The organism is Desulfovulcanus sp. (genome assembly GCF_982781345.1).
Map to the genome: position 1 here is coordinate 1 of NZ_CEYAEZ010000105.1, position 3,108 is coordinate 3,108.

The following is a 3,108-nucleotide window of genomic DNA, read 5'->3' on the forward strand; positions in this document are numbered from 1 at the left end:
AAAGCCCTCGACGGCCTGATTCGTCAATTTCATGTACAAAGTATGAATACCAAGAAGCACAGAGCCACCGAAAAATACTAACCCGATTATGGTTACAAAATGTAGGGGGAAAGAGGTAAATGCCGTTATCGCATTTATTGCCAAACGCGTCAAACGAACAAAAGGCCATTTCGATTTCCCCTCCAATCGCTGTCCAACCTGCATCGGGATGTTAGTCGATCGAAATCCAAGCCAAGAAATCATCCCTCGAAAAAATACGCTCTTTTCCGTCATGCCGCTCCAAGCCTCAATGACTTTACGATCTAGAAGCTTATAATCAGTCTCACCTTCAATTCTCTGACCGGTAAGCCCTCGAAAAACTCTGTAGAAAGTCTTTGCAGCAAAGTGGTAAAATTTACCTTCGTCCCCTCGAGTCTTCTTAACGGCGTTAACGATCTCAAATCCCCCGTCCTTCCATAAACGAACCATCTCCGGGATCAACTCTGGGGGATGTTGCAGATCGGCGTCGATTACTATAACCGCCGCGCCTCGTGCGTGTTCCAAACCAGCACAAATAGCCGCCTCCTTCCCAAAGTTACGGCTCAAACGGATGCCCCGCAAAACCACATTTAATTCACTCTCCCCTTTTATTTTCTCCCAAGTCTTATCGTCGGATCCATCGTCTACAATAAGAAGTTCGTAATCCATGTCCGTCTTCTCAGCATGATAGCAGACCTTTTTGATGACTTCTGTAATTATTTTGGATTCTCGGTAGACCGGCAATACAATAGTAAACATATTACTTATGGTCATGATTGCTTCCCCAAAATACAAATAGTTGTCCCCGGGATCCAAATACTTAGATCACCAAATTTAGCTGACACTTCTATCCCCACTTTCTTAAGAAGCAGTTTTAGAGGAAACGCATGAGGTGCTGGCACCTTGATTGTTCTGCTCAATCCCGCCTCATGGAACAACTTTTCTAAGGTTTCATGATTATAAAATCCGACATGCTCTGGCACCTTAAATGACGGCCAACGCTTACGCGTGAGCTGGTACACGGGGCCACCAAACCAAGGCGTTGTAATCGCTATCGCGCCATCAGCAACAAGCCTTTTCCGTAACTCAAGCAAGAATCTACGCGGGTTATAAATATGCTCAATAACTTGATTAGACAAGACCAAATCATATTTCTCTTCTTCTGGGATAGAAGTAATTCCCCCTCGTATGACGGATGTACCATACCTCTTAGCAACGGAAACAGCCTCAACTGAGAGTTCTGTCCCAACCCTTTGTCGAAACATATCTCTTGCCTCGTCTAACAAAAAACCGTATCCACAGCCCACTTCCAATAATCGTTCCTTCTTGGTAATATGTTTTTCTATTGTTGCCAATAATTTCCTATATGTTTGTCGCAGAGCCTTCTCCTGAGCTCTATATGATTGATAACCTGACCCTGGCCCTTCAAAATATTCTCCCCCTTCATATACTCTCAGCATCGTATCTTCGGTCAGTCTCGGATTCAAATATACGAAGCCGCATTCACAACATTGTACAACCTGGAACGGCGCAAACGTATACTTTCGATCATAGTCACTCCCCCCACACAACATGCAATTAGGACATTCCAGCCTTCTCGTCCCCGCTCTATGAATCAGCATGTCAACCATGATTCCCGATGTCGTTTTTTGCTGATGTCGGCAGGAACCGGCTGGGCCGGCTGATGAAAGCGGTGGGGCTTGCCGGTGTCAGTCGTCGTCGAGGCTTGTCGCACGACGGTTAGAGAAGAATTTTCCCGGCCGCAGCCGAATTTGGGGGGATCGGGACTTTGCTGCCGAGGCTCCGGATCGGTTCTGGAGTTGCCGATATCAGCTACGTCCCGACTTGGGAAGGTTCTCTGTATCTGGCTGTCCATAAAAACGGAGGTAACTCCAATCTGTCATCTATTTATGTTCGGATTAACAAGACGTTATATCTTCAACCAGAGCGAAGGAAGCCTATATTTCAAGTTTTTGTACCATCTTTGCAGTTATATTACTACGCATATGTTCAAAAGGCATTTCCACGATTCTTGCCATAAAGAAAGCAACGAGAACGGAAATAGGGTATCCAACAAGAAATAATCTCCCCTGTGTCCCGACTCTAGTTATTCCTGATTCTACAAGGAAGCTAGCAACCAACCAGTGATACAAAAACAAGGGATAGGCTATCCTGCCACACCATAAATCAAAGCTGGCGACAAAGGATGACGATTTTCTCAGCTTCACATTTTGCAATGCCGCTATTATCACCCCATTAGCTAGAACAAAGGAATAAAAACCCACTGTGCTTGCCAATCTAAATTTTAGAAATGAAAAAGATGAGAAGAAGACTACTGTTCCTATAGTTACAACATAAACCATCCCCAACCGATAATTCAAAAAAATCTTTCGATTATTGGGGATTTCGTGCGCAAGCACCGCACCAAAACTAAAAGGGAGGCAAGCAGCACTCAAAGGGAAATACCTCTCCGCCCACTCTACTCCTCTATACAATTGATAGAAAGTCCACCCCAAACTTCCAATAAACCACAACCATGTTATTGTTCGGCTCCGAGCAACAAATATGGCAATAAAGTAAAGAGCAAGTAACCTTGACAGAAACCAGGCGGGAGGTATTAGGCGTGTATCTGCACCTACAAAATCAATTAGTAATATATTTCGACACCAGTCCAGTGCATTATGAGGAAGTTGTATTGCTCGATGTACCGGCGAAACATTCCCTTCAAAAAAAAACTTAAGACATACTCCGGTGACAATAAGCGCGATCCAATACGGGCCATATACTCTTTGAAAACGAGTCAGCAAGAAAGCTACTGATCCTCGACAAGTCTTAGAATATTTCCGCATTAGACCAGTTGTATTCAAGAACCCACTTAGTAGGTAAAAAGCAAAAACTGCATAACGACCTGTATATCCAAACAGATCAACCCAAAAATGATGAAGCAGAACCATGCTCATCAATAGGAATCGATAAAATCCGTACACGTCAACATTCCATAATAGATATTGTCATCTTGTTGTTTTGTCTATATTTCAGACCCGCTACTGTCCCATAGTTTTTGCGAAGAGTTCCGCCACCACGGGGGAT

Annotated in this window: 3 protein-coding genes; all 3 read right to left on the reverse strand. The window is 44.0% G+C overall.

The window, feature by feature from the left end; translation table 11 throughout:
- Nucleotides 1–792: glycosyltransferase family 2 protein (locus AC3WVG_RS11245; RefSeq protein WP_488798211.1), on the reverse strand; the 792-nt coding region annotated here is incomplete at its 3' end.
- Complete coding sequence (locus AC3WVG_RS11250) at nucleotides 789–1,478, reverse strand: class I SAM-dependent methyltransferase (protein ID WP_488798212.1); 690 nt, start codon at nucleotides 1,476–1,478, stop codon at nucleotides 789–791. The genes AC3WVG_RS11250 and AC3WVG_RS11245, both read right to left, overlap by 4 nt.
- A 498-nt stretch (nucleotides 1,479–1,976) precedes the next feature.
- The gene (locus AC3WVG_RS11255) at nucleotides 1,977–2,978 is read right to left on the reverse strand and encodes an acyltransferase family protein (protein WP_488798213.1); all 1,002 of its coding nucleotides are present in this window, start codon (nucleotides 2,976–2,978) and stop codon (nucleotides 1,977–1,979) included.
- Between the last annotated feature and the right edge of the window lie 130 nt (nucleotides 2,979–3,108).

What these genes read in the sequence shown, in the direction of transcription:
- AC3WVG_RS11250 (WP_488798212.1), bottom strand. Translation starts at nt 1,478, where the DNA reads ATGCTGAGAGTATATGAAGGGGGAGAATATTTTGAAGGGCCAGGGTCA.
- AC3WVG_RS11255 (WP_488798213.1), bottom strand. Translation starts at nt 2,978, where the DNA reads ATGAGCATGGTTCTGCTTCATCATTTTTGGGTTGATCTGTTTGGATAT.